This is a genomic window from Dyadobacter sp. OTU695, assembly GCF_038440355.1.
Lineage (GTDB): Bacteria > Bacteroidota > Bacteroidia > Cytophagales > Spirosomataceae > Dyadobacter.
The window spans coordinates 36,017-53,517 of sequence record NZ_JASATN010000024.1 but is presented as its reverse complement, the minus strand read 5'-3'; the positions used below and the strand labels follow the sequence as shown (position 1 = coordinate 53,517).

Below are 17,501 nucleotides of genomic sequence, written 5' to 3'. Positions count from 1 at the left end.
TCCTAACTGCCTGAATTCGTAAAATCGTTGTTCTGAATGGCTGAGAAGGTGTTTTTTAATTTGGCACGGCATTTAAATACACCCTTGAGGGCGATCCGGCTCATCCGGCCATTCGCCCCGCCCGAAAGCGGTGGCAGACTTTTCAGAAACCTATTCATTCAGCGCAGCCATGATCCGTAATTATTTCAAAATCGCGTTACGTAACCTGCTGAAAAGCAAAACGTTTTCTGCTATTAATGTCCTTGGCCTCGCGCTCGGAATGGCTTGCAGCCTCATGATCATGCTCTGGATCCGCGACGAACGGGCCGTCGATGCATTTCATGCGAACAAGGACCAGCTGTACCGGATTTATATGCGGGAGTATTTCAGCGGCAAAGTCCAGGGGGTGATCTGGACTCCAGGGCCGCTCGCCGAGGAGCTAAAAAAATCGGTACCGGAAATCGAGATGAGTACGCCTTTTTCATGGACCATCCAGCAGACTTTTTCCGTGGGCAGCAAAATACATAAAAAGGCGACCAACTGGGCGAGCGGGGATTTCTTTAAAATGTTCAGCTACAAATTGTTACAGGGGACACCCGAAGCCGCTTTACGCGACCGCGGCAGTATAGCCATTTCGCGCGATATGGCCGAAGCGTTTTTCGGAAGCCCGGAAGCGGCCATTGGAAAGGCTATCCGCTATGACAATCGTAAGGAAATGACTGTTTCGGCGGTGTTTGAGAATGTCGGGGCAAACAGCTCGCTGAAATTCGATTGCCTGATGACCTGGGATGCCTATGTCGACGACAATGGCTGGGCCACAAATTGGAGTAACACCGACCCCCTTACGTTTTTTAAGTTGCGGAAAGATGCCGACCCTGCGAAAGTGGAAGCCAAAATGCGCCAACTGCTCGATAAAACTAACCGCGACGGCGGTAAGCCGTATAAGACGCAGCTTGCCATGCAGCCTTTTCACGAGTATTATCTCAACAGCAATATCAAAGACGCGAAAATGGATGGCGGGCGGATTGAATATGTGCAGCTGTTCGGCTTTGTGGCGGTATTTATCCTGCTCATCGCCTGCATTAATTTCATGAACCTGGCTACGGCGCGGTCGTCGCGGAGGGCCAAAGAGGTGGGCGTTCGGAAAGTGATAGGTGCGATGCGGTCCATGCTCGCCGGGCAGTTTATGGGCGAGGCGCTGTTGATAGCAGGGCTGTCGGCGGCGCTGGCGGTCGTGCTGGTGGCATTGTTGCTACCCGCATTCAACAGCCTGACAAGCAAGCAAATGGCGCTACCTTGGTCGGAGCCGTTGTTTTGGGGTGTTATCGCCGGCTTGCTCGCTGCGACAGGCCTGCTGGCGGGCAGCTATCCGGCGTTCTTCCTGTCGTCGCTCAACCCGGTCCGCATTCTCAAAGGCGCTTTGAAATCTGACTCAAGCTCGGTGTGGGTGCGGCAGGGGTTGGTGGTGTTTCAGTTCGGACTGTCGGTCATCCTGATCGTCGGCATGATCGTTATTTACAGGCAGGTAGGTTTTGTCCAAAACAAAAACCTGGGATTCGATCGTGAAAACCTGGTCTATTTCCCTATTGAAGGCGAGCTATTCAACAAATTTGAACTCCTGAAAGAACAATTGACTCAAGTTCCGGGTATCAAACAGGTCTCGCATATGACCGCCACACCGGCATCCAACGGCAACGGTGCCGACGGTATAACCTGGCCGGGCGGCGATCCGAACAACCAGGTGAGGTTCACGCCCGTGGGGGTGGGTTATGATTTTACCAAAACGATGAACCTCCAAATGGCCGACGGCCGCGATTTCTCCAAAGCTTTCCCGACAGACTCATCTGGGGTGATCGTTAACGAAACGGCGGTGAAAGTGATGGGGCTTAAAGATCCCGTCGGAAGGGAGATCAATTGGGGTAAAACGAAGGTCCGTATCGTTGGTGTGCTGAAAGATTTTCACTTCCAGTCGTTGCACACGGCCATCCGCCCGCTGATCGCCTACCTCGGGGCCCGTGAGCCGCAAGGGAGTGTCGTGGTCCGAATCCAGGCCGGCAAAACGCCCGAAACATTGGCCGCGATGGAGCGCATATGCAAAAAACTCAATCCTAATGTGCCATTTACCTATGCATTTACCGACCAGGAATATGCCCGTCAGTACCAGAGCGAGCAGGTAGTAGGGAAGCTGGCGGGTTACTTTGCTTCTCTGGCGATATTCATTTCCTGCATGGGCCTATTTGGCCTCGCGGCATTCACCGCGGAGCAGCGTACGAAGGAAATCGGCGTCCGCAAAGTACTGGGCGCTTCGATAGCCGGCATTGTGGGGCTGCTTTCCAGGGATTTCCTCAAACTCGTCGTGATGGCGATCGTACTTGCCTCGCCGGTTGCCTGGTACATTATGCAGCAATGGCTTCAAGGCTTCGCCTATCAAATCGATATCGAATGGTGGATGTTCGCACTGGCCGGGATCATTGCCGTGCTGATTGCCGTTTTTACGATCAGCTTTCAGTCGATCAGAGCCGCGATGGTAAATCCGGTAAGAAGCCTGAGGAGCGAGTAGGCTGCACTATACTTTTGGATACTACGTCTTTCCTTGTTTCCGGAATCTATCGGCCGTGATGCTGGTTGTCTTTTCGGATGCCACCAGGGGCCGCCGCCGCGGGGTTTTGGTGGCCAGAAACAAAGCAAAGACGATAAACAATGGAAATAGGAATCAGTATGTTCGGGGATTTGGCATTCAACAATGCCACCCGTTCTTTTCAGTCGCCTCAGGAGCGTTTGCAGGATATGTTGGAAGAAATCAGGCTGGCCGATGAGGTGGGCCTCGATGTGTTCGGGATAGGCGAGCACCACCGGCCGGATTTCGCCGTTTCAACACCCGAGATCATTCTTGCCGCTGCCGCTTCGGTGACTAAAAACATCAAACTTACGAGTTCGGTAACCGTATTAAGCTCGGCGGACCCGGTGCGGGTTTACCAGAATTTTTCGACGGTCGACCTTATCTCGGGCGGACGGGCGGAGATCACGGTGGGCCGGGGCAGTTTCATCGAATCGTTCCCGCTTTTTGGTTATGATCTGAATGATTACAATGGCCTGTTCACGGAAAAATTGCAATTGCTGAAAGAAATCAATGAGAATGACGTGATTACGTGGAAAGGCAAATTCCGCGCGACGCTCGACCGGCAGGAAGTATTACCCCGCGCCGTGAACAACCACCTGGAAATCTGGGTTGCCGTGGGGGGCACGCCACAGTCGGTAGTACGCGCCGCAAGGCTCGGCTTACCGTTAATCATCGCGATCATTGGCGGTATGCCGTCGCAGTTCAAGCCGTTTTTTGAATTGTATAAAACAGAATACCTCGAAGCGGGCCATGATCCAGCCAAAATGCAGCTGGCTACGCATTCGCACGGGTTGGTTGGGCTGGATGGAAAAGCGTTAAGCGATTTGTATTTCCCTTCCTATGCATCCCAAATGGACCGCGTCGGCCGCAGCCGCGGATGGGCGCCCTACACGCGCGCTCAGTTCGAAGGCGGACAAGGACGCGAAGGCGCATTGTTCGTAGGCGAGCCGAATGAGGTGGTCGATAAGATCTTGTACCATCAGGAGATGTTCGGCCTTACGCGCTTTCTCATGCATACGGACGTGGGTGCGCCTGCCCATAAGGACCTTATGAAGTCGATCGAACTGCTCGGAACACATGTAGCTCCGGCAGTGAAAAAGGCTCTGGCAGTTAAATAGTGACGTTTTTAAGGCGGGTGACGCAAACGCACCCGCTTTTTGTCGCAACAGGCATCGCTCCGTTTCCCGGAAACCCGGCAACTTTGTAACATCAATCATCACTAAAAAACACAAAGAAATGGAAGCGACAACACAACCTGTAACTGTACAAGCGATTATCAATGCACCGGTAGCGGAAGTCTGGAACAAATGGAATGCGCCGGAACACATTACCCAGTGGTGTTTCGCATCCGACGACTGGCATGCGCCTTATTCCGAAAACGATGTGCGTGTAGGGGGAAACATTAAAACTACCATGGCTGCAAAAGACGGTAGTTTCAGTTTCGAATTTGGTGGTACATACACCGAAGTGGAGGAAAACCGCTATCTGGCCTATACGCTGGGCGACGGCCGGAAAGTGACGGTTTCGTTTGAGCAGGAAGGCAACGGTACCAAAGTTGTGGAAACATTCGACCCTGAAAACACGCATCCGGTTGATTTTCAGCAAGCCGGCTGGCAGGCTATTCTTGACAATTTCAAGAAATATGCGGAGCAGTAATTTGGAAATAGCATCAGGATAAGTAAAGGGCCCGGTCGGTGAGATCGGGCCCTTTGCTTGAAAATAGTAGATCACACTTAATGCTACTTTATTTACTTTTGATGTTCAGAATCCAAAAGTAAATGCAATCCCGAATAACATCCCGTCTTACCAACCGTCAAAAATGGGAACTTGGTCTTGGCCTTGCGGTCATATATGTGCCTATCCGCATTTATATGAACGTTTTGCAGATCGATATGCCTACTTTCTGGCACCGGCTGCCGCTGTGGACGATGGAATTGCTGTTCAGCATTGCCTTCTTTATTCTCTGGATCAATGTGATCGAATGGTTGCAATATGTCACTTCCCGCTTCCTGGGCGAGGATTTTCCGGAACGTTTTCGTGTTGTGAACCAGGCGATCATGCTCGTGGTGGCTATTGCGCTGGCAATGGTCTTCAACCATTGGTACCGCTACCTCTGGCACTGGACGGAGGCTGTTTTCGACAAAAGGAGCTTCGATGTCCTGCCCATCACGCTGAACAACTCGCCGGTACTGAAACAGCGGGCCAATACGAGCATTACCGTGATGGCACTCATGGCGGAATACTATCTCGCCGCCAACAAGCGTGTGTATGAGCGCCTGCAACGGGTGGTAATCAACGAAGAGCGTTTGCAAAAGGAGAATGCGACCGCCCATTTCAATGCATTGAAAAACCAGGTAAGCCCGCATTTTCTTTTTAATAATTTCAGCGTGCTCACGACGCTGGTAGAAACCAATCAGGAGCTTTCCGTCAAATTTATTAACCAGCTTTCGAAGGCTTACCGGTATATTCTTGAAAAATCGGTTTATGATTCGATCAAGCTGGCCACGGAAGTTGAGTTTCTGGAAACCTATATGTTCCTGCTTATGATCCGGTTTGAGAACAAACTGAACCTGGATATCCGGATTTCCTGTCAGGAAAAAGAAAAATACTCGATCGTGCCGCTCACACTGCAGTTGCTCGTGGAAAATGCCGTGAAGCATAACCGGATGTCGACCAGCAATCCGCTGCTGATTACGATCGGCGTGGACGACGACTATCTGGTGATCAGCAACCCGCTGCAGGTCCGCGATCTGCCCGAATCTTCGACACGCCTTGGGCTTCAGAATATTGTAAACCGCTATAAGTTGCTGATCGACAAACCGGTGATGGTCGATAAGACCGATGGCCGTTTTACCGTTAAAGTGCCACTGCTTTCATGAATGTGCTTATTATAGAGGACGAGTCGTTGAGTGCCAACCGGCTGGAAAGCCTTGTCGGGAAATATGATCCGAAAATCAATGTGATGGCGAAACTGTCGTCGGTCAGGGACAGTATCCAGTGGCTGAACGATGCCGGTAACATACGGCCTGATCTGATTTTCATGGACCTGCACCTGGAAGACGACCTCGCATTCAAGATCATCGAGGAACTGAAACTGACCATTCCCATCATTTTTACAACCGCCTACTCGGAGTACACGCTCAAGGCATTTAAAGCGAACGGAATCGATTACTTGCTGAAACCCGTGGATAAGGCTGAGCTTTCGGCGGCGATCGACAAATTCGTTGCATTGCATTCCAAAGCGGCTGCTACCCCGGTGCCGGACTTTGCAGCGCTGATGGCTATGTACCAATCCGGTAACGAGGAAGGCTATAAGGAGCGCTTCCTGGCATCGGCCGGTCCGAAGCTTTTCAGCATCCGCACGAGCGAGATCGCCTATTTCACCATCGAGCAGAAAGCGACATTCCTCCGGACTTTCGATGGCCAGCACCTCGCTATGGATTACAGCCTCGACAAGCTGGCGCAAATGCTCGATCCCAAAGAGTTTTTCCGCATCAACCGCTCGCTGATTATCTCGTTGAACAGCATTCGGTCCATTTACACGGTTTCGGCGGGCAGGTTAAAACTCGAATTGACCCCACCGGCCTCTCAGGAAGTCTTCGTAAGTGGTGACAGGATGGCCGATTTCAAGCAATGGCTGGGCAAATAGCCACCCCGACCGTTTTTCCTTCTTCCTCTCAAAGCGGGCATTCGGCTCCTTAAATCAGGCATTGGGCACCTTTGATTTTTTGATTTAAGCATTGGTAAACACCTTTGGTTACTGACTGTGTTTTTGCGAAAACCAACAGTAAGTTGACCATAAACCTAAACCCTGTGTTCGTGTACGCCACGAAGGCGGCCATGGATAAAGGTGACTATTCCTAAACCCTTCTTCAACGTGATGAAAGAACTCAATATCGATCAGACCCTGAACCTGGTAAGCTGTGAGGCCCGTGAGCTCGAACAGTCATCCCGCTACGGCGGCTTGTTTGGTATTGCCTTTGTCACCGAGGGGGAGGGTGTTTTATCCTGCGACAATGATTCCTGGCATTACGAAGAGCAGGCGATCTTTCTCCTTTCCCCCGGCCACTCATTCCGATTCAAATCCTTTTACCGGACCAATTTGCTTACTATCTTCTTCGATCCGTTCCGCATAGCCGGTGCGGCGGATCCTTTTAATAGCTTCACGGGCATGTTCCGGGCCGTTCGCGACCTGTTTTCGGTTCCAAGCTTTCTGCGCCAGAAGGAACTTCAAAGCGAAACAGATAGATTGGCGGTGACACATCTCGTACGCCTGATCGAAACAGAACTCGGGCATTTACAGGAAAATAGTCGTGAACTTGTCGCCAATTCGGCTGCGTTGCTGGTCAATCTGGTGAAACGCAATTTATCGGACGCGCTGCGGGCAGAACCGGCGGCGCATTACAGCGAAGAGACCGAAAGTGTGCTCAACGACGTCCGCAAAATGTTGCAGCAGAACGAGCACCTGACCATCCAGGAACTAGCTGCGGCCATGAATACGTCGCAGTATAACCTCAATAAAATGGTGATCAAAGGCACCGGCGAGACATTAAAAGCGATTATCACAAGGTACCGGGCTGAACTTCCCAGAACTAAGCAGCTCGATTTGCAGGCATAGCAGGGTCAGCCTTGCCTTCCCGTTATTGAACGCTGCCAAACCCCCACAGGCTAAAATCGGTCAATAAATGATTAAAACCCGGTACGTTTTCACAGGGATTTTGGGCTAATTTTGGTAAAATCCAATCTTAAAATCCTGAATCCTATGACGCATATGTACGTGACGCGCACGCGTTGGGCGGTTTTCCTTTTCTGTTGGCTGACGGTACTCGGTGCAGCGGCCCAGTCTTCCAAATCCAAATTTAACCTATATGAACAGACCAGCGAAGTCGCCGGCCTGGTAACCCAGTATGCGCAGGACATTCGTGCGGTAAAATATTTTTACGGCCCTATGCCAACCGGCGGGCGGGGCCAGCAGGGCGGTGGTCCGGCTTTGAACTCGCCGGAGCAGCGGAAAAGGCTGCGGGAGGTGGATCATGACTATCTCGGAAAGCTCGCGAAGACGGATTTCAATGCGATGAGTATTTATGGTAAAGTGGACTACCTGTTGCTGAAACGCAATATCGATGATCATTTGCTGACATTGGACCAGGAAGAAAAGGAATATACTCAGATCGAAAAATACATCCCGTTTGCCGCCGGGATTTACGATCTGGAAAAAGGTCGCCGGCGCGGGGCTACTGTGGATGGACAGGCGGTGGCAGGGAAGCTGAACGATTTGCAGAAGGAAGTAAAGAAAGCAGAGGAGTCGTTCAAAAAGCTGGAATCGATAGACATGCCACTCTCGCGGATGGGCGTGGAGGCGGTAACCGGCCTGGAGGCGCGTTTGAAAAGTACATTTGAGTTTTATAATGGTTATGATCCGCTGTTTACCTGGTGGGTACCAAAACCTTATAAAACGCTGGATAGCACATTACTCGCCTATTCGAAACTGATCCAAAGCAAAGGAAAGCTCCATACAACCCAGAAGGAAGACGCTAGCGGTATCAAAGGCGTTCCGATCGGGCGGGACGAACTGATCCGGCAGCTCGGCACCGAGATGATCAGCTATACGCCCGACGAGCTGATCGAACTGGCTAATAAGGAATTCGCATGGTGCGATAAGGAGTTACTGAAAGCGTCGGCCGAAATGGGCTTTGGTAATGACTGGAAGAAGGCGCAGGAAAAGGTTAAAAACAGCTATGTCCATGCCGGTACCCAACCCGAACTGATCCTGAAACTTTATAACGACGCCAAGGAATTTATCCTTAAAAACAACCTCATCGACTATCCTGAAATTGCGGATGAAACCTGGGGAATGCAGATGATGACACCGGAAAGGCAACTGGTGAACCCATTTTTCCTCGGCGGTAGGGATATTATCATCTCATATCCAACGAATACAATGGCGCACGACGACAAGCTGATGAGCATGCGTGGCAATAACCCGTATTTCTCCCGCTCCACCGTGCATCATGAGCTTGTGCCCGGCCACCATTTGCAATACTATATGAACAGTCGCTACAAATCGTACCGCAGCGATTTCCGGACGCCCTTCTGGACCGAGGGCTGGGCGTTGTATTGGGAGCTGCTTTTGTATGATAAGGGTTTTGCGAAAACGCCTGAGGAGCGCATTGGGATGCTTTTCTGGCGTATGCATCGGTGCGCGCGCATTATTTTCTCGTTGAACTACCATTTGGGCAAATGGACGCCGCAGGAATGCATCGATTTCCTCGTCGACCGCGTGGGGCACGAGCGCGCGAATGCGGAAGGAGAGGTAAGGAGGTCGTTCGAGGGTAATTATAGCCCGCTTTATCAGGTAGCCTATCTTATTGGCGGTTTGCAGTTATTCAGCCTCAAAAAGGAGCTTGTAGATAGCGGTAAAATGACATTCAAGCAGTTCCATGATGCCGTGATGAAGGAAAATAATATGCCGATAGAGATGGTGCGTGCGACATTGACCAACCAGCCATTGAAATCCGATTTCAAAACCCAGTGGAAGTTCTATCAGTTTAAATAAACTTCTTTAATCACTCCTATATCATGAATTTCAAGAAAACGCAGCGCTGGCTATGCCTGCTGGCGACGCATTGCCTCGTAGCCGGCGCAATGGGTCAAAAACCGGAGCCAATTCGATTTACAGTTTCTATGCCGGAGCCCGCCAACCATACTTTCCACGTCATGATGGAATGGAAAGCCGGTGAAGGCGACAGCACATGGCTCAAACTGCCGGATTGGCAACCAGGCTATTACCAGTTGATGGATTATGCTTCGAATATCGAAAAGCTGGTCGTGAAAGATGAGAACGGGCATGTGTTACGTTGGGTGAAATCAGGCAGGAACGGCTGGACGATTGCTACAAAAGGCACGCTCAGCCTGCATGCGGAGTATGATGTAAAGACCACGCGCAAGTTCGTCGCGACGAGCTACCTGGATGAAGAACATGGCTATATTACGCCTGTGAGTATGTTTTTGCATGAAGCGGGGAAAATCAAAACGCCGTCGGAAGTGACGATCACGCCATACAAAGACTGGAACCGCGTCGCTACCGGGCTCGATGCTGTGCCTGGCAAGTCATTCACTTACATTGCCCCGGATTTTGACATATTATATGATAGTCCCATGCTCACCGGTAACCTGGAAGAGCTGCCGGCATTCAAAGTCAAAGGTGTTCCGCACCGGTTTATAGGCTACAAGCTGGGTGATTTTGACAGGGCCAGACTGATGTCGGATATTCAAAAGATCGTCGAAAAGGCATCAGGGCTCATTGGTGATATTCCTTATAAGCATTACACCTTCATCGCAATCGGCCCGGGGCAGGGTGGTATCGAGCATTTGAATTCGACGACGATCAGTTTCAGTGGCGACCAGTTGAATTCGCGTGGTTGGAATGGTATGCTGAGTTTTATCACGCATGAATATTTTCATCATTACAATGTCAAACGCATCCGTCCCATTGAGCTCGGGCCATTCGACTACGACAAAGGCAGCAAAACCAATATGCTTTGGGTATCAGAGGGCCTGACGGTTTATTACGAACCGTTGATTATGCGCGCAACGGGCCTTATGGGCGAGGAGGAGTTGCTCGATTTCTTCCAAAAGCAGATCATCCATGTCGAAACCAAACCCGGTCGTTTGTTCCAAACCCTCGCCGAGGCAAGCTTCGAAACCTGGTCCGACGGCCCCTTCGGCCGCACCGGCGATGTGGTAAACAAAACCATTTCCTACTATCAAAAAGGGCCGGTAGTAGGTTTGCTTTTCGATCTGGCAATCCGGCACGAAACCGGAAACAAACGCTCGCTGGACAACGTGATGCGGAAATTGTATCAGGATTTTTACATGAAGAAGAACCGCGGATTCAGCGAAGCCGAATTACGATCAACGATCGAGGCGGTCGCCGGAATGAAGCTGGATGAGTTATTCAGCTATATCTACACCACCACCGAGCCGGATTATAAAAAGTACCTGGGTTATGCGGGACTCGACATTGACTTAACTACTGAGAAGCATTACGGCACGTTTAAGATTACGAAAAAGGCATCGCCGGATGCTTTGCAAAAGGAGATATTTAAGAGTTGGAGTCGGGGGAACTAGTTTTCCGCTGTTCTCTTAGGGCGATAAGGGGCGCCAATATTTGCCGGGCTTTTTCCAGCTTTTCTGGAAAATGTACCTTCCCTTCAAGATGGCTCATGTCCTTGATGATCATCCTACCGTTTTCATTGTCAGATTTAGGGTTTGCAGTTCTAGCCATATTTCGTTGCGGTTTTCTATTCTGGTTAATAAGAATGCTTCGTAATCCTTTTTATTATTGAACTCTTCCCAGGAATTTGATTTACAGTATCCAAAAATAACAAAATGCTCCTGGATTTCATGCAGATACCGATTGACATTCATGCGATACAATCGTGTTCTGGATTTTGTGCTTCCTGTTGCCAAAACTGAGGCTTTGGGGTACTTTTGGGTAAATTCAAAGACGGTGGCTGCCACCGTTGCCAATACTTTGGCGCTGTCCCCATTGTTGGAAACAATCATATCGTTGTATGGCTCTTCCAATTCGTCAACATCTCCAAAGCCCAGGTTGTAAATGTCGTTTGAGTTAACCGGCGAGTATTCTACCAATTTGTGGATATAACCTTTTGGCCCTTCGCTGACAAACTCAAAAATAGTCTTTGTGGCACCGGCATAGAAGTGATATCTTGGTAAATGCATGAATTAATAGCGTGTGGAGGTTAACACCGAAGTGTAAAGTTAACGAACCTCCCCACTAACATTATCCTCTCAAAGCCTCCACATCCCGGACACTTTTCACCAGCTCCTTCCCAAGCACCCGGTTGCCATTTTCAGTTATCAAAAGGTTATCCTCGATACGAATTCCCGTGAAATCGCGGAAGAGTTCCAGCTTTTCATAATCAATGAACTGCGCCAGTTTGTTCTCCGCTTTCCAGCGGTCGATGAGGGTAGGGATGAGGTAGAGGCCGGGCTCGACGGTGATGACGAAGCCGGGTTCGAGGGCGCGGCCGAGGCGGAGGGATTTCCATCCGAATGTCGTGCCTTTTTGAAGGTCTTCGGTGTAGCCCACGTATTGTTCGCCCAGGTTTTCCATGTCGTGGACGTCGAGGCCCATCATGTGGCCCAGGCCGCATTGGAAGAACAAAGTATGTACGTCGTGCTCTATCGCTTCGGCAACGTCGCCTTTGACGACGCCCATTTGTTTCATGCCTTCGACCAGTTTGGTGGAAGCCAGCTTGTGCACGTCTTTGAATAAAACCCCTGGTTTACAGGCCGCAATGGCCGTTTCCTGCGCATTAAGGACGATTTCGTACATTTCTTTCTGAATGCTTGTAAATGCCTTGCCGACCGGAATGGTACGTGTGAGATCACCGCAATAATGCATGGCGGTTTCCGCACCGGCGTCGCATAAGGCCATCTGGCCGTCGCGGAGCGCGAGGCCGCGGGCGTGGGTGTGCAGGATCTCGCCGTTCACGGTCAGGATCACGGGATAGGAAATGTCGCCGCCCCGCCCGATGGCCATGCTCTGGAGTTTACCGGCGATTTCCTTCTCGGTCATGCCCGCACGGGTGTCGCGCATGAAGGACAAATGCATGTCGACCGAGGTGTCGACTGCCTTTTCTATTTCCGCAACTTCTTCCGCTGTTTTGTATGAACGCATGGCGACAACAGCCTTGATGAGGTCGACGGAGGCCTTTTGCGTCGCCTCGGAAGGACTAACGTGCAGCCATTCCTGCAATTTCAGGTAGTGCTCGCCCCGGTAAGGAGGCAGGAAATGAATTTTTTGCCGACGGGATAATGCGTCTTTCAGGAAGCTTCCTACCGCGGAAGCCGGTTTTACTTCGCTGACGCCCACCTTGGCCGCCTTTTCAGCAATCGCTTCTTTCGGGCCGGTCCACACGATGTCGTCGATCGTGAGCTCATCTCCAAAAATGATTTCCTGGTCGTTATCAAGGTCGATGACGGCCGTAAGCGATGCCTGGTCGATGCCGAAATAGTAAAGAAATGTGCTGTCCTGACGGAATGAATATACGTTATCACGGTAATTCATTCCGCTTTCCTCATTGCCCAGGAGCAGGATAATGCCGCTGCCAAGTTTGGATTTGAGCGTTTGTCTGCGGTTTAAGTATGTTGATTTGGAAAACATGAGATAAAAACGGTTTTGGAATACAACAAAAAATTTGCCCACCGAAACAAATATACTTCGTCCGGTGAGCAAATAGGAACTACCTAACCCAAATTAATAAATGGTTCAGTAACCCGGGTTCTGTTTCAGATTGGGGTTTTTGTCGAGTTCGTTCTGCGGGATCGGGAAGAGCGCGCGCTGGGCCGTTTGCGGACGGTGGTTGAACCACTTTTTGGTTTCATACACCCCGAAGCGGATCAGGTCCTGGCGGCGGTGCGCTTCGGCGGCAAATTCCCAGCCCAGCTCGTCGAGGAACCGGCCGAACTGAATATCATCGCCTCCTTGTCGTTCGATGATGCTGCCGTCGGTTGCCTGGTAGCCATAATTATAGCGACTACCTTTCGCCAGATCGGCCGCCGTAACCGTAGCTTTCGCCGGAGTGCCTTTGAACGCGCGCTGACGCACCTGCGTAACCAGTTCCGCCGCCTCGGCTGCTTTGCCTGTGCGGAGCAAGCCTTCGGCCTTGATCATCAGCACATCCGCATAACGCAGGAATGGGAAGTCGTTGTCGAGGCTGCCGGTTGCATTGGGTTTGATTTTGTATTTACCAATCCTGAAACCATCCGACGACGAGGTCTTTTCCATCCCGGGCACGGCCTTGTTGTAAGTGATCACGACGGCGCCGGTCGCGGCACTTTTCTGCGGTCCCATGATCCAGGTGTCGGCCAGGCGGCTGTCCGAGGCGTCGTAGGTGTCGATAAATTGCGGTACGGCGCAGTTTCCTCCCCAGGGACCTGCATTCATCGGGTACACCGAACGGCTCAGCGGGTCGAGCGTTTTCATGTGGATCTGGTTGCCGGTTCCATAAATTTCGTCGTAGGGAATGGCAAAAATGATTTCTTTGGAATTGAAATTAGTCCAGGTGAAAACATCGGAATAGTTGGCGTCCAGCACGTATTTGCCGCTTTTAATCACATCATCGGCCTCCTGGATCGCCTTCGCCCACTCGGCCGTGCCGGTGTATACCTGTGCATTGAGGTAGATTTTGGCCAAAAGTGTTTTCGCGCCCCATTTGTTCATCTGGCCGTAGGTAGTGGTTGCATTCTCACTCAGGTTTGGAAGCGATTCCGTCAGTTCTTTTACCACAAAATTATAAACCTCTTTGCGCGTGCTTTGCTTGGGAAGCGTAACGTCTTTGAAATCCGTTACAATAGGGACATTACCATGATTATCGAGCAGCAAATAGTATGCAAATGCACGCACGGCGCGGAGCTCGGCGATGGTTGCGTCCTTGCCGTTGGTAATGGGTAAATCACCGTCAGCGATCTGGGAAAGCACCCGGTTTACCGTGGTAATGCTGCGGAATGCACTCTGCCAGGCGTTTTCGGGTTGCCATTGAAGGGATGTCCACGTGTGCTGGTGCATGCGGCGATAGGTACCGCCATCGTCCCAGCCATTCGGGCGGACGGGTGTAATGATAGCATCGGCGGCTTCTTCCTGCAAGTCGAAGTAGCCCTGCCAGCCGAGCATCAGCGAGCGCAACGACGAATAGACGGGCGCTACGATGGCCGGAAGGTCTTTTTCGGTAGGCTGGTAACTGCTTCCCAGCACTTCGGAATACACTTCCTCATTCAGGTCGGTGCAGGAGTAGAGCGGCGCCCCGGCGAGCAATGCGGCAAGGACCGCGTATCTTATATTTTGAGTTTTCATTGTTTGCGAGAGTTGAATGATCAGAATGTGACGCTCAGGCCGGCAGTGAATGTCCGGGTCGTTGGGTACTTGTCGCGATAGTCGCTGCCCGGCGCGAAGCCGGTGAAGCTTACACCCTCGGGATCGATGCCGGTATAGCCCGTAATGGTCGCGAGGTTGAGCCCCGATACGAAAACGCGCAGGTTCCTGACACCCTTGAGCGTGTTGGCAGGCAATGTATAGCCCAGGGTTACATTGTCGATTTTCCAGTAATCGCCTTTCTCGATATAATGCGAAACATACACGAGGTCGCTGGTTAGCACCTTGCCATCGATAGGATCGTAGGCTGATTTGAGCATATTATACGCCTTGTTACGCGGGTTGCCATAGAACATCCCCTGGAAGTTCAGAATGTCGAACCCGAATGCGCCGCGCATATTTACAGCCAGGTCAAACTGCTTGTAGCGGATGTTGTTGTTCCAACCCACGATGTGTTTTGGAATACCATTTCCATAATACTGGCGGTCTTCCGGTGTCGCGTCGGCGATGGGGATCACCTCGCCATCCTTGTTTTCAACGAGCCAGGCGCCCTTATCGTCAACACCTACGCTTTTCCAAACGAAGAAGCGGCCGATCGGTTCGCCTACTTTCACGCGGTGTGTGCTTACCTGGATCGGTTCGCCCGTGTAGCCCGCGTCGAAGAAGTCGTTCGCTGCCTGGAACTGGTCGTTCGAAAGGCTTACAAGCTTGTTGCGGTTGGTTGAATAGGTAACTCCGGTGTTCCACTGGAAATTGCCCGTCTGGATCGGAACGATGTTTAATAGTACCTCAACTCCTTTGTTCTGCATTACCCCGGCGTTGATGAACATGCTGCCCGTCAGGTAAGGTGGCACAGGTACAGGAAAGTTGTAGAGCAGGTCTTTTACCTTGCGACTGTAAAAATCGATCGAGCCACTGATGCGGTTTTTCATAAAACCGAAGTCGACACCGGCATTATATTCCTCTTTTTTCTCCCAACGCAGGTTAGGGTTGAAGTTACGGGCAGGGACAAAACCCGGTACCCATTTGCCGCCGATGAATGCACCTTCGTCACGGTCGAAATTATAGCTGATCTGCGACATATACGGGTTGTTCGCGATCGTGCCCGTTACGCCTATACCCGCGCGAAGTTTGATGTCCGAATTTGCTCCCAGGCCGCCCATGAAGCGTTCCTTGCTGATGCGCCAGCCGATCGATGCAGCCGGGAATGTACCCCATTGGTTGTTTACCCCGAAGCGTGACGAACCTTCGCGGCGTACGCTCGCCATGAAGAGGTATTTGTCGTTCAGGCTGTACGTTAAACGGCCGAAGAAACCGGCGAGCTGCCATTTGTTTTTTGTACTGCTCATGCCTGCCTGTCCTTTTTGCAATGCACCACCTGCGCCGAGGTTGTTCCAGTCGTAGGCGTCGGTTGGGAAATCCCAGTTGTTGGCGGAGAATGCTTCGTAGGTAGCGTCCTGCCAGCTGTATCCTCCAAGTACTGAGAAACGGTGTTTACCGATTGTCTTGGAATAATTTCCTGTGAATTCGAGCAGGTTTTCGTTGTTGGCGTACGTGTTGCGGTATGCCGTCGCATTCTGGTTGCTCAGGCGGGTGGCCGTGTGGTTAAATGTCGTTGAACCGCCTTCGAGATTGCTGTTTTGAACGTTAGACACCATCAACTTGAAGTTCAGGTCGTCGATAGGCGCATAGTCGAGGCTTCCGGCCATCCGCATTTCCTTGAATGAACTTTCATAATTCGATTCGTTGAGCAGCGATACGGGGTTTTCATAGAAGTAGCCGTCGCGCTCCTGCCATTTCCCGTCGTCGGTCCGCACGCGGTCGGTTGGGTTGCGGATAATGGCCTGGCGGTATGCGTAACCATAGGCAGCATCGTCGTTCGCCGGCGAAACAGCTCCATTCGAACGCGTGATGCGGTTGATGATCTGTAAGTTGGTTTTCAGTTTGTTTTTGAACATGGAATGGTTCAGATCGGCACGACCGGTGAATCGGTTCTGCCCCGATCTCAGGAATATGCCTTCCCAGTTGCGGTAATTGACCGAGCCGGTAAAGTTAGTCGTGTTGTTTCCGCCGAAGAACGTGAGGTTATGGTTGTGGCTCACGGGCTTTTGCATAATCTCTGAAAGCCAGTCGGTATTACCGCCGTAGTCGGTGTAATCGATGCCTTCCTTGATCTTCTGACGGTAGTCGTCGCCGGTAAGCAACTCGGGGCGGCGGGCGATTGACTGGATGTTCACATAGTTGGAATACTCCACCGTCGCACGTGAATTTGCCCGGTTTTTACGGGTGGTGATCAAAATAACCCCGCCAGTGGCACGGGTACCGTAAATAGCCGCCGCGGAGCCGTCTTTCAACACGTCTACAGACTCGATGTCTTCCGGTGCCACGGTATTAAGCCCGCCCGGGATACCGTCGATCAGGATCAGTGGATTGGTAGCGCCCTCGATGGAGTTGATACCCCTCAGGTTGATCTGCGTATTGGCGGTAGGGGAGCCGCTGGGCGTCGTTATGCGCAAGCCGGCCACTTTTCCCTGCACCAGCTGCGCCGCGTCGCGGACGGTTCCCTGTACGAAATCCTCCCGTTTGATACTGGCCACGGAGCTAGTCACATCGCCCTTTTTCTGGGTACCATACCCGATCACGACCACTTCCTGCAATTGCTTCTGGTCGGGTGCAAGCTCTACATTGAACTCGCTCTGGTTGCCTACGGCCACTTCCTGGCTCACGTAGCCGATGTAGCTCACGATCAGCATGGCGTCCTCGGGAACGCTCAGCTTAAATTTTCCATCCGAGTCTGTGGCAGTACCGATGGTATTTTTCCCCTTCACGATGATGGTTACGCCGGGTAGCGGGTTTTTGTCCTCGGCGGACACCACTTTGCCGGAAATCTGGCGGTCGGCGGCGAGCGCCAGGGCATTTTCACTCAGGAAACAGGCGACCGCCGCCGCAACGAGGCAAAAGCGGTGCAGTTCCCGGATCAGACGGGATAATGGTCTTTTCATA

12 protein-coding genes are annotated in these 17,501 nt (G+C 51.6%); 8 read left to right on the top strand and 4 right to left on the bottom strand.

All coding sequences use genetic code 11. From position 1 onward, the window contains the following. Positions 1-169: 169 nt before the first annotated feature. From AAHB90_RS28370 to AAHB90_RS28335, 8 genes are all read left to right on the top strand, one after another. Positions 170-2,539, top strand: a complete 2,370-nt coding sequence (locus AAHB90_RS28370) for an ABC transporter permease (protein ID WP_342088651.1) — start codon at positions 170-172, stop codon at positions 2,537-2,539. 140 nt (positions 2,540-2,679) lie between these two features. Continuing rightward, a complete protein-coding gene (locus tag AAHB90_RS28365; protein ID WP_342088650.1) occupies positions 2,680-3,717 on the top strand; it encodes an LLM class flavin-dependent oxidoreductase in 1,038 nt (345 codons plus the stop codon). A 118-nt stretch (positions 3,718-3,835) separates the two neighbouring features. Beyond that, entirely contained in the window at positions 3,836-4,255 is a 420-nt protein-coding gene (locus tag AAHB90_RS28360) for an SRPBCC family protein (protein WP_342088649.1), read from the top strand. A 122-nt stretch (positions 4,256-4,377) separates the two neighbouring features. Beyond that, the gene (locus AAHB90_RS28355) at positions 4,378-5,478 is read left to right on the top strand and encodes a sensor histidine kinase (protein ID WP_342088648.1); all 1,101 of its coding nucleotides are present in this window, start codon (positions 4,378-4,380) and stop codon (positions 5,476-5,478) included. After that, the gene (locus AAHB90_RS28350; RefSeq protein ID WP_342088647.1) at positions 5,475-6,248 is read left to right on the top strand and encodes a LytR/AlgR family response regulator transcription factor; all 774 of its coding nucleotides are present in this window, start codon (positions 5,475-5,477) and stop codon (positions 6,246-6,248) included. Before AAHB90_RS28355 ends, AAHB90_RS28350 begins: the two co-directional genes overlap by 4 nt. 231 nt (positions 6,249-6,479) lie before the next feature. Further along, positions 6,480-7,217 carry an AraC family transcriptional regulator gene (locus tag AAHB90_RS28345; RefSeq protein WP_342088646.1) on the top strand — a complete coding sequence of 246 codons (738 nt, stop codon included), beginning with the start codon at positions 6,480-6,482 and terminating at the stop codon, positions 7,215-7,217. A 144-nt stretch (positions 7,218-7,361) separates the two neighbouring features. After that, positions 7,362-9,155, top strand: a complete 1,794-nt coding sequence (locus AAHB90_RS28340) for a DUF885 family protein (RefSeq protein WP_342088645.1) — start codon at positions 7,362-7,364, stop codon at positions 9,153-9,155. A 23-nt stretch (positions 9,156-9,178) separates the two neighbouring features. Further along, positions 9,179-10,729, top strand: coding sequence for a M61 family metallopeptidase (locus tag AAHB90_RS28335; RefSeq protein WP_342088644.1), 1,551 nt, complete (start codon positions 9,179-9,181; stop codon positions 10,727-10,729). A 108-nt stretch (positions 10,730-10,837) separates the two neighbouring features. Here the strand turns inward: AAHB90_RS28335 and AAHB90_RS28330 are convergent, their stop codons facing one another. The 4 genes from AAHB90_RS28330 to AAHB90_RS28315 form a co-directional block, all read right to left on the bottom strand. Continuing rightward, on the bottom strand, positions 10,838-11,344 hold the full coding sequence (locus AAHB90_RS28330; RefSeq protein ID WP_342088643.1) for a DUF6934 family protein: 507 nt from the start codon (positions 11,342-11,344) through the stop codon (positions 10,838-10,840). 61 nt (positions 11,345-11,405) lie between these two features. Continuing rightward, the gene (locus AAHB90_RS28325; RefSeq protein ID WP_342088641.1) at positions 11,406-12,791 is read right to left on the bottom strand and encodes an aminopeptidase P family protein; all 1,386 of its coding nucleotides are present in this window, start codon (positions 12,789-12,791) and stop codon (positions 11,406-11,408) included. A 105-nt stretch (positions 12,792-12,896) separates the two neighbouring features. Next, positions 12,897-14,480, bottom strand: a complete 1,584-nt coding sequence (locus AAHB90_RS28320; protein WP_342088640.1) for a RagB/SusD family nutrient uptake outer membrane protein — start codon at positions 14,478-14,480, stop codon at positions 12,897-12,899. A 20-nt stretch (positions 14,481-14,500) separates the two neighbouring features. Then, a complete protein-coding gene (locus AAHB90_RS28315; RefSeq protein ID WP_342088638.1) occupies positions 14,501-17,500 on the bottom strand; it encodes a SusC/RagA family TonB-linked outer membrane protein in 3,000 nt (999 codons plus the stop codon). Position 17,501 lies beyond the last annotated feature (1 nt).

What these genes read in the sequence shown, in the direction of transcription:
- AAHB90_RS28315 (WP_342088638.1), bottom strand. Translation starts at nt 17,500, where the DNA reads ATGAAAAGACCATTATCCCGTCTGATCCGGGAACTGCACCGCTTTTGC.
- AAHB90_RS28360 (WP_342088649.1), top strand. Translation starts at nt 3,836, where the DNA reads ATGGAAGCGACAACACAACCTGTAACTGTACAAGCGATTATCAATGCA.
- AAHB90_RS28355 (WP_342088648.1), top strand. Translation starts at nt 4,378, where the DNA reads ATGCAATCCCGAATAACATCCCGTCTTACCAACCGTCAAAAATGGGAA.
- AAHB90_RS28320 (WP_342088640.1), bottom strand. Translation starts at nt 14,480, where the DNA reads ATGAAAACTCAAAATATAAGATACGCGGTCCTTGCCGCATTGCTCGCC.
- AAHB90_RS28340 (WP_342088645.1), top strand. Translation starts at nt 7,362, where the DNA reads ATGACGCATATGTACGTGACGCGCACGCGTTGGGCGGTTTTCCTTTTC.
- AAHB90_RS28330 (WP_342088643.1), bottom strand. Translation starts at nt 11,344, where the DNA reads ATGCATTTACCAAGATATCACTTCTATGCCGGTGCCACAAAGACTATT.
- AAHB90_RS28345 (WP_342088646.1), top strand. Translation starts at nt 6,480, where the DNA reads ATGAAAGAACTCAATATCGATCAGACCCTGAACCTGGTAAGCTGTGAG.
- AAHB90_RS28350 (WP_342088647.1), top strand. Translation starts at nt 5,475, where the DNA reads ATGAATGTGCTTATTATAGAGGACGAGTCGTTGAGTGCCAACCGGCTG.
- AAHB90_RS28325 (WP_342088641.1), bottom strand. Translation starts at nt 12,791, where the DNA reads ATGTTTTCCAAATCAACATACTTAAACCGCAGACAAACGCTCAAATCC.
- AAHB90_RS28370 (WP_342088651.1), top strand. Translation starts at nt 170, where the DNA reads ATGATCCGTAATTATTTCAAAATCGCGTTACGTAACCTGCTGAAAAGC.
- AAHB90_RS28335 (WP_342088644.1), top strand. Translation starts at nt 9,179, where the DNA reads ATGAATTTCAAGAAAACGCAGCGCTGGCTATGCCTGCTGGCGACGCAT.
- AAHB90_RS28365 (WP_342088650.1), top strand. Translation starts at nt 2,680, where the DNA reads ATGGAAATAGGAATCAGTATGTTCGGGGATTTGGCATTCAACAATGCC.